General features: G+C 57.3%; 19 protein-coding genes. 8 read left to right on the forward strand and 11 right to left on the reverse strand.

Features of this window, described 5'->3' with window-relative positions; all coding sequences use genetic code 11:
• Nucleotides 1-6: 6 nt before the first annotated feature.
• Complete coding sequence (locus tag GJA01_RS07930; protein WP_010503492.1) at nucleotides 7-594, reverse strand: HPr kinase/phosphorylase; 588 nt, start codon at nucleotides 592-594, stop codon at nucleotides 7-9.
• Here GJA01_RS07930 and GJA01_RS07935 point away from each other — a divergent pair, their 5' ends adjacent.
• Both GJA01_RS07935 and GJA01_RS07940 read left to right on the forward strand, forming a co-directional pair.
• Nucleotides 595-945, forward strand: a complete 351-nt coding sequence (locus GJA01_RS07935; protein WP_010503491.1) for a hypothetical protein — start codon at nucleotides 595-597, stop codon at nucleotides 943-945.
• A 169-nt stretch (nucleotides 946-1,114) separates the two neighbouring features.
• A complete protein-coding gene (locus GJA01_RS07940; protein ID WP_062504460.1) occupies nucleotides 1,115-1,498 on the forward strand; it encodes a UrcA family protein in 384 nt (127 codons plus the stop codon).
• 154 nt (nucleotides 1,499-1,652) lie between these two features.
• On the opposite strand, the gene GJA01_RS07945 is transcribed toward GJA01_RS07940, so the two are convergent.
• Together GJA01_RS07945 and GJA01_RS07950 are read right to left on the reverse strand one after the other, a co-directional pair.
• Nucleotides 1,653-3,467: a stimulus-sensing domain-containing protein gene (locus tag GJA01_RS07945; protein ID WP_062504462.1), complete on the reverse strand. Its 1,815-nt coding sequence runs from the start codon at nucleotides 3,465-3,467 to the stop codon at nucleotides 1,653-1,655.
• 34 nt (nucleotides 3,468-3,501) lie between these two features.
• Nucleotides 3,502-4,272, reverse strand: a complete 771-nt coding sequence (locus GJA01_RS07950) for a response regulator transcription factor (RefSeq protein WP_023944006.1) — start codon at nucleotides 4,270-4,272, stop codon at nucleotides 3,502-3,504.
• A gap of 184 nt (nucleotides 4,273-4,456) precedes the next feature.
• Here GJA01_RS07950 and GJA01_RS07955 point away from each other — a divergent pair, with 184 nt between their 5' ends.
• The 5 genes from GJA01_RS07955 (at nucleotide 4,457) to infC (ending at nucleotide 9,902) form a co-directional block, all read left to right on the forward strand.
• The gene (locus GJA01_RS07955) at nucleotides 4,457-5,086 is read left to right on the forward strand and encodes a nucleotide exchange factor GrpE (protein ID WP_062504464.1); all 630 of its coding nucleotides are present in this window, start codon (nucleotides 4,457-4,459) and stop codon (nucleotides 5,084-5,086) included.
• Between the two features lie 94 nt (nucleotides 5,087-5,180).
• Nucleotides 5,181-6,089 carry a glycosyltransferase family 9 protein gene (locus tag GJA01_RS07960; RefSeq protein WP_062504466.1) on the forward strand — a complete coding sequence of 303 codons (909 nt, stop codon included), beginning with the start codon at nucleotides 5,181-5,183 and terminating at the stop codon, nucleotides 6,087-6,089.
• Complete coding sequence (locus tag GJA01_RS07965) at nucleotides 6,086-7,171, forward strand: glycosyltransferase family 2 protein (protein ID WP_062504468.1); 1,086 nt, start codon at nucleotides 6,086-6,088, stop codon at nucleotides 7,169-7,171. Before GJA01_RS07960 ends, GJA01_RS07965 begins: the two co-directional genes overlap by 4 nt.
• A 111-nt stretch (nucleotides 7,172-7,282) precedes the next feature.
• Nucleotides 7,283-9,226, forward strand: coding sequence for a threonine--tRNA ligase (gene thrS / locus GJA01_RS07970; protein ID WP_062504470.1), 1,944 nt, complete (start codon nucleotides 7,283-7,285; stop codon nucleotides 9,224-9,226).
• Nucleotides 9,227-9,380: 154 nt separating this feature from the next.
• Nucleotides 9,381-9,902: a translation initiation factor IF-3 gene (gene infC, locus GJA01_RS07975; protein WP_010503474.1), complete on the forward strand. Its 522-nt coding sequence runs from the start codon at nucleotides 9,381-9,383 to the stop codon at nucleotides 9,900-9,902.
• 69 nt (nucleotides 9,903-9,971) lie between these two features.
• Here infC and GJA01_RS07980 read toward each other — a convergent pair whose 3' ends face one another.
• The 8 genes from GJA01_RS07980 to GJA01_RS08015 all read right to left on the reverse strand — a co-directional run bounded on the left by GJA01_RS07980 (nucleotide 9,972) and on the right by GJA01_RS08015 (nucleotide 17,587).
• Nucleotides 9,972-11,522, reverse strand: a complete 1,551-nt coding sequence (locus tag GJA01_RS07980; protein WP_062504472.1) for a tetratricopeptide repeat protein — start codon at nucleotides 11,520-11,522, stop codon at nucleotides 9,972-9,974.
• Between the two features lie 175 nt (nucleotides 11,523-11,697).
• On the reverse strand, nucleotides 11,698-12,603 hold the full coding sequence (locus tag GJA01_RS07985) for a hypothetical protein (RefSeq protein ID WP_062504475.1): 906 nt from the start codon (nucleotides 12,601-12,603) through the stop codon (nucleotides 11,698-11,700).
• 81 nt (nucleotides 12,604-12,684) lie between these two features.
• Complete coding sequence (locus GJA01_RS07990; RefSeq protein ID WP_306417367.1) at nucleotides 12,685-13,068, reverse strand: thiol-disulfide oxidoreductase DCC family protein; 384 nt, start codon at nucleotides 13,066-13,068, stop codon at nucleotides 12,685-12,687.
• A complete protein-coding gene (locus GJA01_RS07995; protein ID WP_062504476.1) occupies nucleotides 13,043-13,741 on the reverse strand; it encodes an SIMPL domain-containing protein in 699 nt (232 codons plus the stop codon). Before GJA01_RS07995 ends, GJA01_RS07990 begins: the two co-directional genes overlap by 26 nt.
• Nucleotides 13,738-14,094 (reverse strand): hypothetical protein, encoded by a 357-nt coding sequence (locus GJA01_RS08000; protein WP_062504478.1) that lies wholly within the window; start codon nucleotides 14,092-14,094, stop codon nucleotides 13,738-13,740. The genes GJA01_RS07995 and GJA01_RS08000 overlap by 4 nt, the downstream gene beginning before the upstream one ends.
• A gap of 58 nt (nucleotides 14,095-14,152) precedes the next feature.
• The gene (locus GJA01_RS08005; RefSeq protein WP_062504480.1) at nucleotides 14,153-15,565 is read right to left on the reverse strand and encodes a sensor histidine kinase; all 1,413 of its coding nucleotides are present in this window, start codon (nucleotides 15,563-15,565) and stop codon (nucleotides 14,153-14,155) included.
• 3 nt (nucleotides 15,566-15,568) lie between these two features.
• Nucleotides 15,569-16,249 (reverse strand): winged helix-turn-helix domain-containing protein, encoded by a 681-nt coding sequence (locus GJA01_RS08010; protein WP_010503464.1) that lies wholly within the window; start codon nucleotides 16,247-16,249, stop codon nucleotides 15,569-15,571.
• A 90-nt stretch (nucleotides 16,250-16,339) separates the two neighbouring features.
• Complete coding sequence (locus tag GJA01_RS08015) at nucleotides 16,340-17,587, reverse strand: S1C family serine protease (protein WP_062504482.1); 1,248 nt, start codon at nucleotides 17,585-17,587, stop codon at nucleotides 16,340-16,342.
• A 223-nt stretch (nucleotides 17,588-17,810) separates the two neighbouring features.
• Between GJA01_RS08015 and GJA01_RS08020 the strand changes: the two genes are divergently transcribed.
• Complete coding sequence (locus GJA01_RS08020; protein ID WP_062504484.1) at nucleotides 17,811-18,218, forward strand: DoxX family protein; 408 nt, start codon at nucleotides 17,811-17,813, stop codon at nucleotides 18,216-18,218.
• Nucleotides 18,219-18,254 lie beyond the last annotated feature (36 nt).

The following is an 18,254-nucleotide window of genomic DNA, read 5'->3' on the forward strand; positions in this document are numbered from 1 at the left end:
GCCGCTTCAGAGTCCCGCTCCCTCACCACCTGCTCCAGCATACCATTCATAGTCCCCACAGCAGGCTTTGAAGGCGGCAATAATACGGTTCAAATCTCCCGGAAAAGCCCCATTAAGGCGCAGAACAACGACCCCCGTCCGTGGATCTCGTTCGGGCATCGGCAAGCGCGCGCCCTCCTCCCCAAGAAAGACCTTCAGAATGACTCGCGCATTCGTGACAAAAGATGTCCTGAGAATGCCGACGCCCCGCACCTCCAGCAGCCCCGCCAGTTGCGGCGGAGGACTGGCATAAACCCCTCGCATCACAACGCGATCATCCGCCACAAGAGAAAAACCCGCGTCCATCAACTGCAGAGCCAGAGTCGATTTTCCCGTTCCGGATGCTCCGCACAGCAGAATAGCTTTTCCGTTCCGGACAACACAGGACGCATAAATATTTTCGCCATCAGGAAACCGTTGTCGAGATGACACGGATTGCGACCCTTCCAAGTCCGGTTTAGAAGGCTGGGTAACGGATTGCGCTGCATCGCCGTCAGCGCCTTTGTCCGGAGAGGAATTTGCAACCTCTGACGACGGATCGGGAATACGGATCATATGGGCGAACCTTCCAGACACGAGACTGTCACTGTCTATGGTGACGAAGTGACATGCACGGATTTTAATGGTCTTGGCCCCTCCGGCGAACGCCCTCAGCGTCTTTCAGAAGAATGTCAGGCCGCACTGGACGCTATTTCCGAAGAACTGGCCAAGCACGATCTGACACTGGATCAGACACGCCATATTGCAGCAATGCTTCGAGAAGGTGATGGCTTCAGTCAATGTCAAAGCACACTTGGCGATGCTCTTGCTGGAGCCCGCCCCACGCTCACGCTACGGATTGTGCAGGGTTTTCCAGATGCCAACCAGCGTATTGCTTTAAGCCTGATCGCCAGCCCTTCCCCATAACAGCGTACTTCACCATAAAATGGCAAAATTGACCGTTTTTATAGGGAAAATTTTGGATCAGCATTTTTCAATCAGAAAAAACTGCTGAAAATCGAGTTTGGCACACCTTCTGCATAACGATGTTCAGGCGACATGATCGCCGCATCTTTTGGACAGAAAGGCTTTTGCCATGCTTCGCATATCTTTGCCCGTTCGCACCCTGCTCCTGGCTGCACTCACCCTTGCACCAGTGTCCCAAAGCATTGCAGCTCCGCTCCCCCTTGTCGGTATTCCCCTGACCTCAAGCCAGCAGGTTGATGTGAAGAACATCGATCTGACAAACGAACAGGGCTGGAAGCAGGCGCAAAGCCGTATTGAAGATGCTGCTCAAGCAGTATGCTCCGTCAGTAGTCCCATGGACATGACGACGCTGGACGATATTTCGAACTGTGTTCAGTCTGCCAAAGAGAATGCTCTAGCAGATCTGCGCGACATTCGGACCAATCAGCGGCGGGATCATCGGGTCGGACATGTCCTGCTTGCCGCACGACCTGTTGCCGCTCCCCATGGTTAAGGATTGCCTCTCGCCCCTCTGCATTCTGACGCTGGCCATGCCCTTTGCCTCTACGCTTCTGTTTCAGGACATCGGAGGCAAACAGGAAGCCAGCATAACAGTCAGTGGATTTGAAACGCTACACAGACTGTCGCAGAGCCGTTCACTGACCCCGTCAGGGTGCGCGGGGAAGCCGAACGACAAAACAGGCGCCGGAGACTGCACCCGAAGCATCGAGAATGTTTTCAGCGAACAGACTCCCGCGCAGCGCGTGAATAATCTGACGGCTAATAGCCAGACCCAACCCGGAATGCTGCCCGAAATGCTCAGTCTGCGGCCGCTCTGAATAGAAACGGTCAAAGATGCTTTCGAGCTTTCCGGGTGGAATTCCGGGTCCTTGGTCACTGATGGTGATTTCCACCACACTCCCTGTCCCATGGCCATTACCCGCAATATCCCTGGCACTGGCATGCAGGGCAATCACGCCATATGGTGGCGAAAACGACACCGCATTCCCAATCAGATTCCGCAGAACCTGAACCAACCGGTCTTCCACGGCAAAAGCGCGCAACGGCGGCTCCTGATCGCGCACATCCAGACGCAGGATCGGCGCATCCTCCTTGCGCGTTGTCTGATGCATTTCCGCCAGAATGGACAGAAGCGCCACAACAGAGACTGGTTCAGGCCGAACGCGCGACAGTTCAGCATCAATACGACTGGCATCCGAAATATCGGTAATCAGTCGGTCAAGCCGCTTCACGTCACTGTTGATGATTCCCAGCAGCCGGTCACGTCGTTCCGGGATGGCGATTCTTGGAAGCGTTTCAATAGCAGACCGGATCGACGACAGCGGATTCTTGATCTCATGACTCACATCGGCGGCGAACCGCTCGATATCATCCATACGCGCCCAAAGCGCGAGCGCACTTCCTCGCAGGGAACGTGCCAGAACACCAATTTCGTCCCGCCGCGCCAGAAGACGCTCCGGGACCAGATCCTTGCGCCCGTCCGATTCCCGCATTTCATGCGAAGCGCGGGCAAGTGTCAGCAATGGTCGCGCGATCGTCAGGGACAGATACCAGGAGAGCAGAATGGTAACGACAAGCGCAGCCAGCACCAGTGACAGAATGGAAGAGCGCACCGCGAACAGCGAACGGTCCACTTCCGGAGCATGACGGGTAAGCTGGATTTCCCCAACCGTCAGACCTTCATGCACCACAGGCTCAACAACCGTGACCACAAGCTGATGATCTTTGGTGCGGCGGATAAAGGGCGGAAGCTCCGACTGGGCCCGCAAAGGCTGCGCATCATGTGGGCCATCGGTTGCTGAATCCGGCGTATCCAGCGTGACGATCCCCTCGCTGGACGTCAGCGGCAGCAGGGACAGGAGCCAGTCGTAAAATGTTTCCAGTGCATTGTTGCGGGGAGGTTCCCAGGGAACCCCATCCGTTGCCGCATCCGGAGCAATGGCTTTTGGCGGGTGCCGAGGCTCCGTCCGGCTATCGGCTACCAACTTTCCATCCGGATCGAACAGCAGCGCATGCGCATTCGGGCTGGGCTCGGTCAGCCGCGCCAGCAACGGACGGGCCTGCGAGGGGTCCAGTACGAACTCTCCGCCCGGAGCGGGCTTTCCAGCAACTTTTGGCGCGGGAATGACGGCGGACTGTCCCACGGCGGCGGCGTAGATATGCGCCTGCTCACGCAGGGCGTTAACGTCCGTCTCCAGCAGGCTGTTCTGAAACTGGTCAAGAAACAGAAGCGTCACCGCCAGAAGCGCCAGCGGCAGGATATTCAGCAGAAGGATTCGCCCCAGCAGCGGAGAAGCAAGCTTCCGCCGTGGATCAGACGGCCCTTTCCGGCTAATCAGTCTACGCAGGGAGAACAGAATCCCACGCCGTGCCGCAGCGGCATGACGGCGATCGCGCCCCTGTTCAAGGCGATCCGAATCAAGATCATACGCCAGTACGGAAGACGGGTCGGCCTTAGGCACGCAGCTTTTCTTTCCGAAAAGGGGTCACGCTGCGTCACTCATCCCGGTAACGGTATCCGATACCATACAGCGTTTCGATCTGATTGAAGCTGTCATCGACCTGACGGAACTTCTTGCGGACACGCTTGATGTGGCTGTCGATCGTCCGGTCATCGACGTAGATATTATCCCCATAAGCCGCATCAATAAGCTGATCGCGGGATTTCACCATTCCGGGCCGCATGGCCAGAGCCTTGACCAGAAGAAACTCCGTGACCGTCAGGGCAATATCCTGCCCCCCCCAGAGGCACTGGTGCCGGGTTTCATCAAGCGAAAGCTGCCCACGCACGATGGCCGACCCCGTTGCCGTCACTCCGGAAGCTTCAGCGCGGCTTGCATCCTGACGGCGCAGCAGGGCGCGAATACGCTCGATGAGCAGCCGCTGGGAGAACGGTTTGGTGATATAATCATCCGCGCCAAGGCGCAGACCCATGAGTTGGTCCAGCTCTTCGTCTTTCGAGGTCAGGAAGATGACGGGCAGGTTGGACCGGGCACGCAGGCGCTGAAGAAGCTCCATACCGTCCATGCGCGGCATCTTCACATCCAGCACAGCCAGACTGACCGGGCGGCTGATAATTCCCTGAAGGGCACTTTCACCATCGGTATAGGTGTGAACGGTGAAGCCTTCGGATTCGAGGGTCATCTGAACGGAAGCAAGAATGTTCCGGTCATCATCCACCAGCGCAATAATCGGTGTCGTAGCAACGCCAGATGGCGGTTGGCTACTGGCCGGCTGGGGCGCGTAAGGCGTGTGTGGCGTCTCCATAAGGGGTCCGTCTGCTGAAATCTGATGACAGGATTATCTATAACGCATGGCGCACCATGGCAGAAAATAGGCATTTCAATGACATCGTACCACGTTGCAACCCTTGTCTTTGAGACAATCCGCGTTATCTCCTGAAAGAGAACGGGGCCAAAGGATGGCCCGTCCCACAAGATAAGGTCGTGACATGCCAGACCAGAAGACTACGCCGGAAACCGTGAACGACGCGCCTGAGCAGGGCGTCGAGACACCCGGCATGAATGAAACCGGCGGCGAAACGCTGGAAGACACCACCCCGGAAGCCCGTATCGAGGCCCTCGAAGCAGAAGTTGCGGAATACAAGGACCGCTGGGTCCGTTCCGAAGCGGAAAACCAGAACATCCGCGCCCGCGCCAAGCGGGACGTGGAAGACGCACGTCAGTACGCGATCCAGAAATTTGCGAAGGATGTGGTGGAAGCAGCTGAAAATCTTCAGCGCGGCCTCGCCTCTCTCCCTGCAAAGACTGAAGGCGAAGAAACGCTCATCACCAAACTGCGTGAGGGTATTGAAGGCACCGAGCGTTCCTTCCTGAACATTCTGGAACGCCACGGCATCACCTGCGAAGATCCGACAGGCAAGCCTTTCGATGCCAATCTGCATCAGGCTATGGCTGAACAGCCGTCCGACCAGCACAGCCCGGGCCATGTCATGCAGTCCTGGACGCCGGCATGGCTTCTCAAGGGCCGCCTGCTGAAGCCGGCCATGGTCGTGGTCGCCAAGGGTACGCCTGAAGCCGATGCTGCCAAGGCTTCTCCAGGGCTCGACACCACGGCCTGATAGGCAGATCCAATCCTGATGCAAACAGGATTTCTTTTGCGGAACGTCGGCTCTGGGAGTTGGCGTTCCGTCAGACCCTGCTAGAAATCAGGGTATGAGTCGTATTCTCGTCATCAAGCTCGGCGCTCTGGGCGATTTCGTTCAGGCTTTTGGAGCCTTCTCTTCCATTCGGGCTGCGTTCCCGGATGATCACATCACGTTGCTGACCACACCGCCTTTTGTGGATTTTGCCAAAGCAGCGCCATGGTTCGACGATGTGACGACAGACCAGCGCCCTTCCCTGAAACACCCGATCGCGTTATTCCGGCTCTCCCGGACGCTGCGGGGATTTGATCGTATTTTCGATCTTCAGACATCTGGCCGCTCAAAAACCTATTTCCGGCTGGCAGGTCGCCCAAGAAACTGGTCCGGGATTTCCAGTGGCTGTTGCCACCCCCACGCCAATCCTTCCCGCAACGACATGCACACGCTCGCCCGTCTGGATGATCAGCTTCGTGCCGCCGGTGTGCCGCCGCTCCCGCGTATCGTCCCAGAATGGCTGCAAGGTCACGGACCGAAGATTCAGGGGCGGTATGTTATTCTGGTGCCTGGAGCAGCCCCGCATCGTCCTCAGAAACGCTGGCCTGTCACACGATTTGCCGAAGTAGCCCAAGCCCTGTTTCAGCGCGGGATCACACCCATTATTGCGGGAAGCGCGGCGGAGACACCTCTGGCCGAGCAGATCCGAACCGTTTGCCCACAGGCCATAGATCTGACAGGAAAAACCAACCTGATCGAGTTAGCTGGTGTACTGGACCGCGCCGAACAGGTCATTGGCAACGACACCGGCCCGATGCATCTGGCCGCCGCCATGGACCGACCGGTCATCGCCCTGTTCTCGCAGGATAGCGACCCCCGCCTGACAGCCCCACTGACCCTGACCCCAGGGCGCACAACCATTCTGGACGTTCCGGATCTGGCGTTGTTGCCCGCTTCTAGGATAGAGGCCCTCCTCCCGGCATGACCGTCATCCGTTGCATCACGATGCAGAAGAACGAGGCCACGCTTCTTGAGCCGTGGATTCTCTGGCATGGGGCCATTTTCGGCCTTTCCAATCTGACCGTGATCGACAACGGCTCGACGGACCCGCACGTCAAGGCCGTGCAGAAGCGCTACGAAGCGCAGGGCGTTCAGATTATCCGCAAATACCGGTCTCACAGGGATTTCCTGCGGAAGGGAGACATCTTCGCGGACGTTATCCGTGGATGGGATGCAGACAATGCCTGCGATTTCGCCCTTCCTATGGATTGCGACGAGTTTCTCGCATTCTTTCTGGACCGGCTATCCGTCGATCCATCAGAAATCCGGGCACAGTTCGAACTTCTGAAAGACGAGCAGGCCACGCTGATTACAGACCGGCTGCTCCTGAATGTGCCGGATGCACCAGGCTATTACCGTCCGCAATCCGTACCGCGCGCCCTGTTCAGAGCCCATACGATTGTCGGGCTGGACCGTGGACTTCATGCGCCGCAAACCATTTATCCTGAACGCTGCGTCCGCACGCCCTTTGTGCATATTCATCTGCACAACCGACCGGATTATGAAGAGATCCGCCGCTTCGCACGACAAAAACTCTCCCATATCGCTGGCGCCATTCCTGGCGAGAAACCAAAAGCAGGCCAGATCACGCCACAAAACCCGCAGGAAGGGTATCATCTCCGGTATTATTTTCAGGCAAGTCGGGAAGATTTTCTCCGGAGCTATCTGCACACACCCGATATCTACGCACCTGCCATCGCACAGCATTTCAGCGCTCTGGGTATAGATCCCGCTCTCCTTCTGGGCGATGCTCCGGCTCCACAGTTTCCAGTCCATATTCCACAGAATTTTTTAGCGCACCGCCGGATTGAAGATGGATCACAGCACGAATACGTTCTGTTTGATCCGCTGTTTTACGCCCATGAAAACGCAGATGTGGTGAAAGATGCGTTCTACGGCATCTGGCCCCTGATCCATTATATGGATGCCGGATGGCGCGAGGGACGCCTGCCAAACGGAGCCGGACTGGCACCTTTTACCCTTCAGACAGCGACTAACGACCGATAAATCCGACTTCCCACCGGTGCAGGGCTTGCAGCCCATACCGGATTGGGGCCATTTACGCGTGTCTTTTTCCCGGCAGAGGGCTGCCGGGAGCCATCGCAGAGGAGCGATCCCATGCCCGCCATCACACTCCCCGACGGAAGCGTCCGCACGTTCGACGGGACCGTGACGGGCACGACTATCGCGGCCTCCATCGGTCCGGGGCTGGCAAAAGCCGCCCTGGCCATGGAGGTGAACGGCAGGCTCGTCGATCTCGCGACCGAGATTGCGGACGATGCGGCCGTCAAGTTCGTCACCAAGAAGGACGACGCCTCCCTTGAAATGATCCGCCATGACGCGGCCCATGTTCTGGCAGAAGCCGTACAATCGCTCTGGCCGGAAACGCAGGTCACGATCGGTCCGAGCATCAAGGACGGCTTCTATTACGATTTCTCCCGCGAGAAGCCGTTCACGCCGGATGACTTCGAGGCCATCGAAGCCAAGATGCGCGAGATTGTGGCGGCCAACGCTCCCTTCACCCGTGAAGTATGGGATCGTGACGAAGCCATCCGCTTCTTCGAAGAGAAGGGTGAGGACTTCAAGGCCGAGCTGATCCGCGATCTGCCGGAAGACGAGCAGATTTCGATCTACCGTCAGGGCGAATGGCTCGATCTCTGCCGCGGTCCGCATCTACGCGGGACGGCAGACGTCGGAACAGCGTTCAAGCTCATGCGTGTGGCCGGTGCCTACTGGCGCGGTGACCATCGCAACCCCATGCTGACCCGCATTTACGGCACAGCCTGGCGTGACAAGAAGGAGCTGGACGCTCATCTGACGCGTCTGGAAGAAGCCGAGAAGCGCGATCATCGCCGCATTGGCCGCGAGATGGACCTCTTCCACATTCAGGAAGAAGCCGTCGGGCAGATTTTCTGGCACCACAAGGGCTGGCGTCTGTACACGGTCCTTCAGGACTACATGCGCCGCGCGCAGTCCCGGAACGGGTATGAAGAAGTCCGCACCCCGCAGCTCGTGGACCGTGCCCTCTGGGAAGCTTCCGGTCACTGGGACAAGTACCGCGAGAACATGTTCATCGCGCAGGTTGAAGATGAGGACAAAACCCTCGCCCTGAAGCCGATGAACTGCCCGTGCCATGTGCAGATTTTCCGTCATGGCCTGCGGTCCTACCGTGAACTGCCACTGCGTATGGCCGAATTCGGCGCCTGCCATCGTTATGAGCCGTCCGGCTCACTGCATGGCATCATGCGCGTTCGTGGCTTCACACAGGATGATGCCCATATTTTCTGCACGGACGACCAGATTGCGGATGAAACCGCAAAATTCGTGAAGATGCTGGCCGAGGTTTACACGGATCTGGGCTTCGAGAGCTTCCGCGTGAAGTTCTCAGACCGCCCCGAGACGCGTGCTGGTTCTGACGACGTCTGGGATCGGGCCGAAGGATCACTCAAGAAAGCCTGTGAAATTGCTGGCGTTGAGTACGAATACAATCCAGGTGAAGGCGCCTTCTATGGTCCGAAGCTGGAGTTCGTTCTGACGGACGCGATCGGTCGTGACTGGCAGTGCGGTACGCTTCAGGTGGACTATGTTCTGCCGGAACGTCTGGATGCGTCCTATATTGGCGAGGACAGCCAGCGTCATCGCCCGGTCATGCTGCATCGTGCGATCCTTGGTAGTTTCGAACGCTTCATCGGCATCCTGATTGAACAGTATGCTGGCAAGTTCCCGCTCTGGCTGGCTCCGACGCAGGTTGTGGTGGCCTCTATCGTGTCCGACGCGGCGGATTACGCCACGGAAGTTGCCGCGAAGCTGAAGGCTGCCGGTCTTCAGGTTGAGACGGACGTTCGCAACGACAAGATCAACGCCAAAATCCGCGAACACAGCCTTGCCCGTGTCCCGGTCATTCTGGTCGTCGGACGCCGCGAGGCAGAAGAGCGCAAGGTGGCCATGCGCCGCCTCGGCGGGGCGCAACAGGAAATTCTTGGACTCGACGAAGCCGTCAAAGCCCTCTCAACTGAAGCAACTCCGCCGGATATTGCGCGCTTTTCTGAGGATTGTGCTTAATCCTCTTGCACCCGGAAGGGCGCGGGACTATGTGCAGAAGGAACGGGATCGGTAAAGACCGCATCCCGCCCTTTTCCGTGAAGGGTGGGCCATGTCGTCGAGACTGTTCCTTGTATGAGAATTACGACAGGAGCTGACCATAGCTAGACCGCCGATGCAGGCCGCGCCCACACGTGAAGGACCGCGCGTCAACGAGGAAATCCGTGTTCCGCAGGTTCGTCTGATTGACGAAGAAGGCGAAATGCAGGGTGTCATGTCGACCCGCGATGCCCTGATGCGTGCTTTCTCGGTTGGCCTTGACCTGCTGGAAATCAGCCCGACGGCTGTCCCGCCTGTTGTGAAGATTCTGGACTACGGCAAGTTCAAATACGAACAGCAGAAGAAGAAGAACGAAGCTCGCAAGAAGCAGAAGGTCATTGAGATCAAGGAAGTGAAGGTTCGTCCGGGTACGGGCGAGCATGACTTCCAAACAAAACTCAAGGCCATCAATTCGTTCCTTGATGACGGCGACAAGGTGAAGGTTTCCCTGCGCTTCAAGGGCCGTGAAATGGCTCACCAGGAGCTTGGTGCCAAGATGATGGAGCGCATCCGCGCCGAAGTCGAAGAAAAGGCCAAGGTTGAGCAGATGCCACGCATGGAAAACCGCCAGATGCTGATGGTCATCGCACCACGCTAAGGCTGTTCTCCGCTCTGGATTACGGAAAAGCAGTTACCTTCGGGTGGCTGCTTTTTTTGTATCCGATCTTCAGATGATCGGCAGCTTTTCCTGACAGGAACGATAAACGCTCATCAGACGATCAAGAGTTCCGCGCACGTCTTCTACGACACGTCCCCAGTCGCCTGATTCGGGCTGACGGAAAATCCGCATTGTCGGATACCATCCAGTCTGGCTACCGCTGTCTCCCCATCGCCAGCACGCATCCGCACGAGATAGCATCCACACGGGCAACCCAAGTCCACCCGCAAGATGGGCGATGGATGTATCAACCGTAATCAACAGATCCACACCGTACAGCCGCGCTCCAGTATCCTGAAAATCCAGAATACCCTCCGTCCCCTCCATCAGAGGCAGCCCTGAAGCTTCAATCTGATGCCTTGGCAGTCCCATCTGGAAGCTGACAAAGCGTATGCCCTGAACCGAGAAAAGAGGCGCCAGATTTTCCAGCCGGATGCTTCGGCGACGATCCGTTTGTGTCGCTCGCAGATCGTGAGAACGGGGATCTCCTCCCCAGACAAGCCCGACAATGAAATCTGGCTGTTCTGGATTTCCCTGCGCCAAATTCCGCAGAAGATTTCCCTGTCGTACACTCTCGTCGGCCGGCACGGAAAGATAGGGCACCGGTCCGACACAATCAGACTCCAGCCTGAGGCGGGCCGGAAGACTCATCAGCGGGCAGTGATAGTCAAAACGCTCTTCAGGTGGGATCACAGAAAAAACCCGGTCTACACCCTCAACGCGTTCCATGAGACGGACAAGTGGAACTGGTACCTGCATCACAACACAGGCGCCTGCGGCTGCCAGCAGGGAAACAAGACGCACAAAATGTAACGTGTCTCCATAGCCCTGCTCATGGTGCACAAGGATCGTCTTACCCTGGAGGTCTTCCCCTTCCCAGACGGGAGCCTTGATGTCTGTCCTCACTGTGCGGGAAGACTGCCAGCGCCATTCGTATTCCTGCCACCCTTCCCGAAAGAAGCCTGCTTTCAATAGCGCTGCCGCACGTCCAAAACGGATAACAGGATGAGACGGAGCCTGCAGAAGCGCGGTATCATAAAAGGCTATCGCTTCCGCAGACCGGTTGAGACATTGCAGGACATGGCCTGCATTATTAAGCGCATGGATATCGTCTGGCCGGAGGGTCAAGGCCAAACGTACCAGACAAAGCGCCTCCTCGAATCGTCCCATTCTGGAGAGCACCATACTCAGATCCGTGGCATAGTCAGGAACTTCCGGGGCCTGAGACACCGCATGCTCCAAAGCATCCAGCGCTTCCGGCAAATCTCCCGCATGAAGACGCACGATGCCAAGCCTGTGCCATACGCGCGACGCTTCTGGCCTGGACTGAAGGGCTTTTTCGTAAAACGCTGCGGCTTTTCGCCAATACTGGAACCGCTCATATAGTCCCCCCAGAAGGAAAGCGCTTTCCGAACGATCGGGTAACAGGCCCTCAGCCTCTTGCAAGGCCTCCAGAGCATCCCCTCTGCGTCCGGCCTCGTCCAGACTGACGGCAGCACGAAGAGAGGCCGTAAAATTATAAACATCAGGAGAAAACGGGTCGGGGGCAAAGAGGGTCATGCGGGCTCCTACCGCCCCATCTCTAGGGACTCTCCCTTAAAAACTTCCTAAAAACCTCAGATTAGCCTTCTGTTATACGCGGCCTTGTTCTCAACCATGATGAGCCAGACCGAAGCTCAATCCTCCCCCAAGCATGGAAACATTGCCCGGATATGCGGCCATGGCTCCACTTCCATCAGGGATGCAAACTGGCTGTGACATCAGAGGTAATTTTCTGCGTCTCTTCCCGACCGTCTTCTGCCCGGTCATTCGTATAGAACTCGCGAACCACGGCATCATCCAGTTCCGTCATGGCAAAATCGCCTGACTGTGGTTTCCTGTGCTTCACGAAACTGCCGAGTATCGTCTCGGACGTGTCGTAATCCTTGAGCTGCGGATTGGTGAGCGCCACCATGGAGACATATTCGAACAAGGATGGCCAGGAAACACCTTCCATTTTGGAGAGGTCCACGGTGATGGCCATGTACTTGATATCTTCATGCCGGATCGCCCCAAGAAACGACGTCATCGGAATTTCGCCAATATATAGCGCCGTTGCTCTTCCTCCCCCAAAACGTGGAGGCAGGTTTCCATTCAGGAGATGCGTTCCTGTTTGTCCGTTGTATTCGATCCCCACATCAGAAAACCAGCGGACAGGATAATCCTGTCGAATGGCATGCCGGACATCGGCGGGCGGCAGACGAAAATTATCCGCAAACGCAGCAGAAACGTCGATCCCCTGCATCAGATAGGGATCGCGCTCCAGAATATGATCGATAAGATCGTTTTCATGAACCGTGGCCAGAATGAAAAGCTGCGGGATTGGACAGTGCGCTTTGACCGGAATCCCGTATCTCGCAAACCGGTCTTCCAGATGGGCCTCGAACTGCCTTTCCACATCCGCAGGAAAGCCAACAAATTGCGGGCAAACCATCTGGTTCCAGCGGGCAATCTGGCGATCGGTCCTTGGTTGGACGATCTCCTCAACCGCATGACTGGTCTGGTCTGAGGAATATCCTTTAACGACCAGATGCTCCTGCGCATGAGCGCCAGAGCTTGCGAGGCATAAAAAAACGACAACAGCAGAAAGCCAGACCCGCATGACACATCCCCTCCCGGTGAATCATGTCAAAATATGTCTGAAAGTTTCTACCAGCAAACCGTTTCTGAGAGAAAATGGAATTTAATGCCCGATTTTTCGCATAATCTTTTGAAGGACGGGCCGCACCCTCAGGAAATGGCCATACAGATACTCAAGTCCCCGAAGCATAAGCGGAAACCGCGCGATTTCGCCCAGTAGCCTCAGGGGTGGAATGGCGCGCCACATGGCGGCAAAAGCCGCGGCACCGTCATATATCTGCTCCCCTTCTCTGGCATGGAAGCGCTCCAGAAGCTCATGCCGGCTTAAAGGACAGTCTGCTGTCTCGCTGGTCGCATCAATGAACTGGATATTTCCACGCCAATCCAACCGACGCATCAAAGCAATTTCTTTCTGGCACAAGGGACAGTTGCCATCGTGCCAGACTGTCACCTGTGGCACGTCAGGGAGCCAGTTCAGCCTGAACACTAACGGTTACGCGCAAGGTCTGCTCCTGAGGTGTGCCCTGCGGAGGCGTAAAAGAATCCCCTGACGCACGCGCAGCCATAAGCATGACCGGACGAGGCCCAGGTTCCATGGAAGAAACGCGCACCTGCTTCAGGCGAACAACATGTAGCCCGAGCGTTCTGGCGCTCTCCTCCGCTTCCTTACGGACTTTTTGAAGAGCCTGCGTGCGGGCCTGCGCGAGGAGTGTCTCACGGGTTTCGGAATCCAGAGACCACTCCAGACCATCCATCATCAAGCCATGGCTCTGCAGCTTGCCCGACAGATCCAGAATCGCCACGGCTTCCTTGCCGCTCAGACTCAGGTCCTGACGCGCCGTCCAGCGCGTCGGACCACGCTCGGGTGTCTGGTCAGACAGGGAATAGCTGTCCGCCTGAGCCTCAATCCCCGCTTGACCGGACGCCATCTTCATCGCATCGGCCATATGCGCATTCAGGGTTTTCTGAGCCTCAATCGCAGACGTGCTGTCAGCCCGCCCAAAGAGGCGCACGGTCAGAAGCGTAGGAGCCGCATGGGCTTCTCCCGTCACCGTGAAATCAAGCTGAGTTCCGTTAGGGCTATCCTCGGCGCGGGCCTGACAGAAGGCGGCCAGAGACAAAACGGCCAAGGGCGTGACCAGACGGAATAAGCGTTTCATGAATGCTCCTGACTATGTTCCAGCAGAACCAACGCACGACGCAGCCTTGCGATCCCAGCGCGAAGATGGCGATGCTTGCAGAGCGTATCTCCTTCCGTCCGCAGCCGCTTTGCATCATCCATGACACCAACCGGAATCCCATGCGGCATGGCCAGAAGCTGATCCACATTCCGGGTAAGTTGCGTACAGTATTCGGCACTGTCCGATGTCACGGAAATTGCGCCATCCTCTTTCCCGACCGCAGGGCGGGAAACCAGCGACTGAGACGGCCCATGCCCGGCGGGAGCAGCCGCAAGGCTTCCCATTAGGCCAAGACCCAGAAGACAGACAGTGGTGGGGGACAGAAGGCGCATTTCGCCTTCTTTAAGCCTTTTCACCTAAGCCAAGTGTGAGGGAGGAATGAAACTTCCGTCATGCTGGCAATGTGCTTTTTTTCTGAGCAACAGGTAGGTGCAGCATCACCCGTAACCCCGGATGACCATTCGCCAGCTCCATAGTGCCGCCGTGCAGGTGCACAACAGCCTGAACCAAAGACAGGCCCAAGCCTGCCCCCGGCGTATTACGAGCAGCCTCAGCCCGAAAAAAGCGTTCCGAGGCCCGCATCATATCCTGCTCCTCCATTCCTGGTCCCTGATCGGCCACCGAAATCGCAACGCTGTCATTCTGCATGGCGGCGGACAGGGTGATGGTTGAGTTGGCCGGAGCAAACTTGATCGCATTATCCAGCAAGTTGGCGACCGCCTGCTGTAAAAGATGCGGATCGCCGTTTACGGGACCAATCTGGCCTAGCTTCAGGTCCAGCATCAGACCAGCCTCCTCCATGGAGGCCTCATAAAGCTCGGTCAGACCTTCGAGAAGAGGGCCGATGTCCAACACCGTGAAGGCAGCACGCCGCGCGCCCGCCTCAAGCTGGGCAATTCGGAGCAATGCCTCGAAAATGAAGGTCACGCGATCCAGATCCAGCACAGCGCGGTCAATCGCCGCGCGGAGTTCGTCTTCAGACGTCGCAGTCAGGCTCGCATCTTCCAGCCGGGCACGGGCACGGGTGATGGGAGTGCGCAGATCATGCGCAATGGCATTCGACACCTGTCGCACACCGTCCATAAGACGATTGATACGCTCCAGCATGGTGTTGACCGTCTGCGCCACAAGATCGGTTTCATTCCCCGTCAGAGGAATACGACGGCTCAGGTCACCCTGCGCCACGGCGGAGGTTGTGCGGGCAATCGAATGGACCACCTGTCGGAAAATCCGGCGGATGGCCAATGTTCCGCCTGCCGCCAGCAGAGACACCATGACCCACGCCCAGATGAGCGTATCGGTCAGAACATGCCGGACAACCTGACGCCCCCGAACGTCCCGGCCAACAATCAGGCGGAACCCTTCTGAAAGCGGGTAAGCATGCATTTTGGCCTGTGTGCGAAAGCCATCCCGCCGGATGGAGAGTTCGTAAAACTCGTCCATCTGCGTGATGACGACCGGCCATCCGGGGAGGTTACCGGCATATTTCCGGCCGTCCGGGCCGACCAGAAGATAGAGTTCGTCATCCTCGACGTTCTGATCCAGCCGATCCTGAATAGCGAGGGCCAGAGCAGCAGGGCCACCATGAACCCAGCGTTGGGCCAGATCATGCGCGTCAACCTGAACGGCGGCCTCGACCTGCCGATCAAGCTGGCCAGTCGTGTTCCACCAGATGAAAGACAGGAACACACCGGCCGAGATGATAAACACCAGCCCGTAAGCGAGCGCAAAGTTCAGCCCAGCAGACCGGATCGGCCAGCGTAAACGCTTTCCCAGCCGCTTGAGCCCACGCCAAATGTTCACGGATCAGTCCGCGCGCAGGATGTAGCCGGCGTTCCGGATCGTATGAATGAGGGGAGTCGCAAACGGCTTGTCCACCTTCTGGCGAAGGCGGGACACATGCACGTCGATCACATTCGTCTGTGGGTCGAAGTGATAATCCCACACGCGCTCCAGCAGCATGGTACGGGTCACGACCTGTCCCGCATGGCGGATCAGGAATTCCAGCAGACGAAATTCGCGGGGTTGAAGATCAATCTTTTCATTGCCACGCTTCACCGTCCGGGACAGCAGATCCATTTCCAGATCACCGACCGTCAGACGCGTCTGGGGAGCAGATTCCGGGCGCCCACGCCGACCAAGAGCTTCCACGCGAGCCAGCAGTTCGGAGAACGCGAACGGCTTCGTCATGTAATCGTCGCCGCCAGCCTTCAGGCCGGCAACACGTTCATCGACATCCGCGAGAGCCGAGAGAAGCAGAACAGGCGTGGCGTTCTGCTGGCCGCGCAGCGTTTCCAGAATACGCAGACCATCAATGCCGCCCGGCAACATGCGATCCAGGATGACAACGTCGTAATTCTCGCTAACCGCCAGAAACAGACCGTCCTTACCGTTATCCGCTTCATCAACGACATGCCCGGCCTCGCGCAACCCCTTGAGAACAAAGGCGCGGACTGTGGAATCGTCCTCGACAAGCAGGATACGCATGGATGTTACTCTCTTCTTTCCGGACAACTGAACGCAGCGTCAGACCTACAGAATACCGGCTTGTTTGCGTGGGTCAAAGTGAAGCGTTGTTCAGTTATCCGCATTCTTCGGGCGCGGGCCGATATGAACAGGAAGTGTCAGATCCTTATCTCCACGACGGACCCCAAAATTCAGCACCATGCCCGGCTTGGCAGCCGCTATGCTGCGCAGCAGCATTCGGGCGCTGATCACGGGCGTTCCATCCACCTGACGGACGATATCGCCACGGCGCAGGCCACTTTTCTGGGCTGGCCCACCGTTATCGACACCCGCGATGCCGACATCGGTATCACTGTCATCAAGCGTGATCCCAAGCCAGCCATGTTCGGCGTGACCCGTGGCTTCGATTTCCGCAACAATGGGCGCCACGATTTCGGACGGGATGCCGAAACCAATCCCCACCGAGCCACCCGCAGGCGTCACGATCGCCGCATTCACGGCCACGACCTGTCCACGCATATTGAAAGCTGGCCCCCCGGAATTGCCCGGATTGATCGGCGCATCGAGCTGGATGAAATCATCCAGGGAACCAATCCCGAGATCACGCCCGACGGCTGAAACGATACCAGCCGTAACGGAAGATCCGAAACCGAACGGATTACCCGCTACGAGAATCCAGTCTCCGATATCCGTCTGTCGGCTGTCACCCCACGTGACGTGCGGAAGAGGCTCAGGGCTATCGACCTTGATGACGGCAATATCCGTCAGCGGGTCAGCCCCCAGAAGCCGGGCTGGCATTTCGTGGCCATTGGAGAGGGACACGACCACCTTGTCAGCGCCGCCAACAACGTGACGGTTCGTGACAATGATGCCGGTCGCATCCACAATAAAGCCAGACCCCGCGCCAACCATTTCATCCTGCTGGCGCTTCATGCGATCATGATAACGCTTTTCCAGCGGTGTTCCCTTGATTTGCGGGGGAACGTGGTCGTGGCCGTCAGGGCTGTTCTGGGTAATAGCAATATTGACGACAGCCGGAATGACCTGTCGGACGAGCGGCGCAAAACTCAGGGGGCCGTATTTGACCAGAAGTGGTGGAAGAGCGGGCGCTGCTGCGGGGACCGGGGGCTGCGTCGGGATACCGTGTGCATCCGTGCTTTCACCGGCCAAAGAACCGCCAGAAACAACGGGTGGCAGCGATTTGGCCACGGGCGGCTGAACCGTTGCAGAAGAGACCTGTGATGAGGGTGAAGAAGTCCGTGAGCTGCTGTCATGCGCGCGCCATGCGAGCATGACCCCCACTGTCACGACAGTCGCTGTCCCTGCCCCGATTACTGCGGCCTGAAGAGAGCGATTCATAGGAAACAGGTCACGAACATCGTCATATTTCAGCTGCTAACACAAAATAGCCGAAGCTCCTAAAAGAAGCGCTACACGGGCGTTTTTTGAACGTCCAAGCATTGCGTCTATATGCTACATAATAAAATTTTTGGAAATCAAACAATTCTATGATTTCTATTTTTCGACTTTTTAAACTCACCTATCTTTCAGGCAGTTCTTCTCCTCCCTGAAAGATAATCCAATGTTCGCTTCCCTTCTTCCCCGTGATGCCCTCCTCCTTGCTGGCCGCCTTCTGATGGCCATCCTGTTCCTTGTCATGGGATGGGGAAAGCTGACCGACTTTCAGGCTGCAGTAGGCTATATGGTGCAGACAGGTGCGCCCGTACCGACCCTTTCTGCCGCTCTGGCCATCATCGTCGAACTGGGTGCCGGACTAGCGTTGGTGACCGGTTTTCTGATTGAGCCCGTGGCCATCATTCTCGCCCTGTATACGATTATTACAGGGCTGATCGGCCATCATTTCTGGACCATGTCTGGAATGCTCCGCTACGACATGATGATCCATTTCTACAAGAACATCAGCATTGCCGGTGGCCTTTTCATCCTTGCCTCTGCCGGAGCTGGGCGCTTCGCCCTTCGACTACGCTGAGCGCTTGCGGCAGACAGGTCATTCCCGGATAGTAAC

Origin of the sequence: Gluconobacter japonicus, from assembly GCF_002723975.1 — a bacterium.
Taxonomy (GTDB): Bacteria; Pseudomonadota; Alphaproteobacteria; order Acetobacterales; family Acetobacteraceae; genus Gluconobacter; species Gluconobacter japonicus.

What these genes read in the sequence shown, in the direction of transcription:
- GJA01_RS07940 (WP_062504460.1), top strand. Translation starts at nt 1,115, where the DNA reads ATGCTTCGCATATCTTTGCCCGTTCGCACCCTGCTCCTGGCTGCACTC.
- thrS (WP_062504470.1), top strand. Translation starts at nt 7,283, where the DNA reads ATGCCCGCCATCACACTCCCCGACGGAAGCGTCCGCACGTTCGACGGG.
- GJA01_RS07930 (WP_010503492.1), bottom strand. Translation starts at nt 594, where the DNA reads ATGATCCGTATTCCCGATCCGTCGTCAGAGGTTGCAAATTCCTCTCCG.
- GJA01_RS07960 (WP_062504466.1), top strand. Translation starts at nt 5,181, where the DNA reads ATGAGTCGTATTCTCGTCATCAAGCTCGGCGCTCTGGGCGATTTCGTT.
- GJA01_RS08010 (WP_010503464.1), bottom strand. Translation starts at nt 16,249, where the DNA reads ATGCGTATCCTGCTTGTCGAGGACGATTCCACAGTCCGCGCCTTTGTT.
- GJA01_RS08015 (WP_062504482.1), bottom strand. Translation starts at nt 17,587, where the DNA reads ATGAATCGCTCTCTTCAGGCCGCAGTAATCGGGGCAGGGACAGCGACT.
- GJA01_RS07965 (WP_062504468.1), top strand. Translation starts at nt 6,086, where the DNA reads ATGACCGTCATCCGTTGCATCACGATGCAGAAGAACGAGGCCACGCTT.
- GJA01_RS08020 (WP_062504484.1), top strand. Translation starts at nt 17,811, where the DNA reads ATGTTCGCTTCCCTTCTTCCCCGTGATGCCCTCCTCCTTGCTGGCCGC.
- GJA01_RS07955 (WP_062504464.1), top strand. Translation starts at nt 4,457, where the DNA reads ATGCCAGACCAGAAGACTACGCCGGAAACCGTGAACGACGCGCCTGAG.
- GJA01_RS07980 (WP_062504472.1), bottom strand. Translation starts at nt 11,522, where the DNA reads ATGACCCTCTTTGCCCCCGACCCGTTTTCTCCTGATGTTTATAATTTT.
- infC (WP_010503474.1), top strand. Translation starts at nt 9,381, where the DNA reads ATGCAGGCCGCGCCCACACGTGAAGGACCGCGCGTCAACGAGGAAATC.
- GJA01_RS07985 (WP_062504475.1), bottom strand. Translation starts at nt 12,603, where the DNA reads ATGCGGGTCTGGCTTTCTGCTGTTGTCGTTTTTTTATGCCTCGCAAGC.
- GJA01_RS08000 (WP_062504478.1), bottom strand. Translation starts at nt 14,094, where the DNA reads ATGCGCCTTCTGTCCCCCACCACTGTCTGTCTTCTGGGTCTTGGCCTA.
- GJA01_RS07935 (WP_010503491.1), top strand. Translation starts at nt 595, where the DNA reads ATGGGCGAACCTTCCAGACACGAGACTGTCACTGTCTATGGTGACGAA.
- GJA01_RS07995 (WP_062504476.1), bottom strand. Translation starts at nt 13,741, where the DNA reads ATGAAACGCTTATTCCGTCTGGTCACGCCCTTGGCCGTTTTGTCTCTG.
- GJA01_RS07950 (WP_023944006.1), bottom strand. Translation starts at nt 4,272, where the DNA reads ATGGAGACGCCACACACGCCTTACGCGCCCCAGCCGGCCAGTAGCCAA.